Below are 1,483 nucleotides of genomic sequence, written 5' to 3'. Positions count from 1 at the left end.
TTCGTTTTTACCCGTAAAAGTCCTCATTTAGAATCTGTTCAGGTGTGAAAGGACAAGCGAGGGGATACTCACTTTCTTGGGGAATACGAATACCAAATTGAGCGCGTTTACCCTGTTTGATGGCGACTTTACGAGCGCTGGAATAGGCTTGTGTGATGGAGATTAAGAGATAAGATTTAAGAGAGGGAGTCTTAAGTAAATCATCTTGAACGCGCTGGCGATGCTCATCTACTGAGTTATACCAACTTGCTTTCATTGTCTCAGGAGCATCATGCTGTATCTTTAATTTGAGTAAGTGAATCAACAGGACCATTAAGTTGCTCTCTAAGGCGCGTTTCTCTGACTTACCCAAATCTTTTAACTCCTCAATTAAGTTTTCTATATCCAGTTGTTCAAACTGTCGATTCTGTAATTGATGAATAGTTTGCTCAATCCACAACTGAAGATCTTGTTCGTAAAGTGTTGTGGGATTTTCTTGAATGTCCGATTGTTTTAATAAGTTCATTTGGCTTTGATTAAGTTAACGGTAGATGAATAATTTGGTCTTTATATTTATTATTATACTTGATCATTACCAGATATTGCGATCGCATTGGATTCTTAATTATTGACCTCTCCCCTGAACCCTATCCTACAAGGAAAGGGGAGAGAATTTAGCGAAGGGAGCGCAACTACAAACTGGGTTTGTTGTCAAGGCTCCAGCCCGAACAAGTTTAACCTGTTTTCTTTAGATAGTGAGAAGCTAAATGGACATAACCCTATTGCCCAAATTGGGTAACTTATCTAGAATAAGTATATGAAGAGAGGAGGAGACGTGATGGAGTATCAGAATTTTTCGCTCATTAAAGAAGATATTCAGGCTGATGCTTGGGGACGGATTAGCCTTGGGACTCAATGTAGCAACCGTCACTATCGAATACTGATGAATGCAAGCGGGGAACTTCTTTTGGTTCCCATGGTTGCGATTCCAGAGCAAGAGCTATGGGTATTTCAGAATCCTAGGGTCCGCGAGTCGCTCAAACGGGGACTCGCAGAAGCCCGCACAGGAAATTTCGCTGAAGAAACAGTCGATTTAGGCGCTATGCTTAAGTTAGCTGAATCTATTCCTGAAGAAGTCGAGGAGTAATTAAATTTCTCTTTACGACAGACACAGGAAGCTCGAAATACTCTATCTGAATTGCGAGCAGAAGCGGAACAGGCTCAAAAGACTCGCCTAGCTCAAGGTAGGACAAAAGCATCGAAACAAGAGGGTCTCTACAAACAGGTAACAAAAGCCCTCAAGCTCCTCAGTACAAACCCAAGACATCCGGGACTAAAAACCCACGAATTTAATTCCCTCGATAACCCTTATGATGCAACACAGAAGGTTTTTGAAGCCTACGCCCAACAGAATACACCGGGAGCCTATCGAATTTTCTGGTGCTATGGACCTCATTCGGGGGAAATCACCATTCTCGCTATTACACCTCATCCGTAGATCACA

General features: G+C 42.1%; 3 protein-coding genes. 2 read left to right on the top strand and 1 reads right to left on the bottom strand.

Annotated elements, in window-relative coordinates; genetic code table 11:
* Window positions 1–7 precede the first annotated feature (7 nt).
* Window positions 8–505: a DUF29 domain-containing protein gene (locus PX484_RS03755; protein ID WP_002798842.1), complete on the bottom strand. Its 498-nt coding sequence runs from the start codon at window positions 503–505 to the stop codon at window positions 8–10.
* Between the two features lie 312 nt (window positions 506–817).
* Here PX484_RS03755 and PX484_RS03750 point away from each other — a divergent pair, with 312 nt between their 5' ends.
* Both PX484_RS03750 and PX484_RS03745 read left to right on the top strand, forming a co-directional pair.
* Window positions 818–1,126 carry a hypothetical protein gene (locus tag PX484_RS03750; protein WP_287766798.1) on the top strand — a complete coding sequence of 103 codons (309 nt, stop codon included), beginning with the start codon at window positions 818–820 and terminating at the stop codon, window positions 1,124–1,126.
* A gap of 51 nt (window positions 1,127–1,177) precedes the next feature.
* On the top strand, window positions 1,178–1,477 hold the full coding sequence (locus PX484_RS03745) for a hypothetical protein (RefSeq protein ID WP_287766799.1): 300 nt from the start codon (window positions 1,178–1,180) through the stop codon (window positions 1,475–1,477).
* The last annotated feature ends 6 nt before the right edge of the window (window positions 1,478–1,483 follow it).

Source organism: Microcystis sp. M49636_WE2 (assembly GCF_030065375.1).
Lineage (GTDB): Bacteria > Cyanobacteriota > Cyanobacteriia > Cyanobacteriales > Microcystaceae > Microcystis > Microcystis aeruginosa_C.
Note: the sequence above shows the minus strand (reverse complement) of the source record. Positions and strands in the feature narration are given on the sequence as shown.

Coding starts and splice junctions, on each gene's coding strand:
- PX484_RS03755 (WP_002798842.1), bottom strand. CDS start 505: ATGAACTTATTAAAACAATCGGACATTCAAGAAAATCCCACAACACTT.
- PX484_RS03750 (WP_287766798.1), top strand. CDS start 818: ATGGAGTATCAGAATTTTTCGCTCATTAAAGAAGATATTCAGGCTGAT.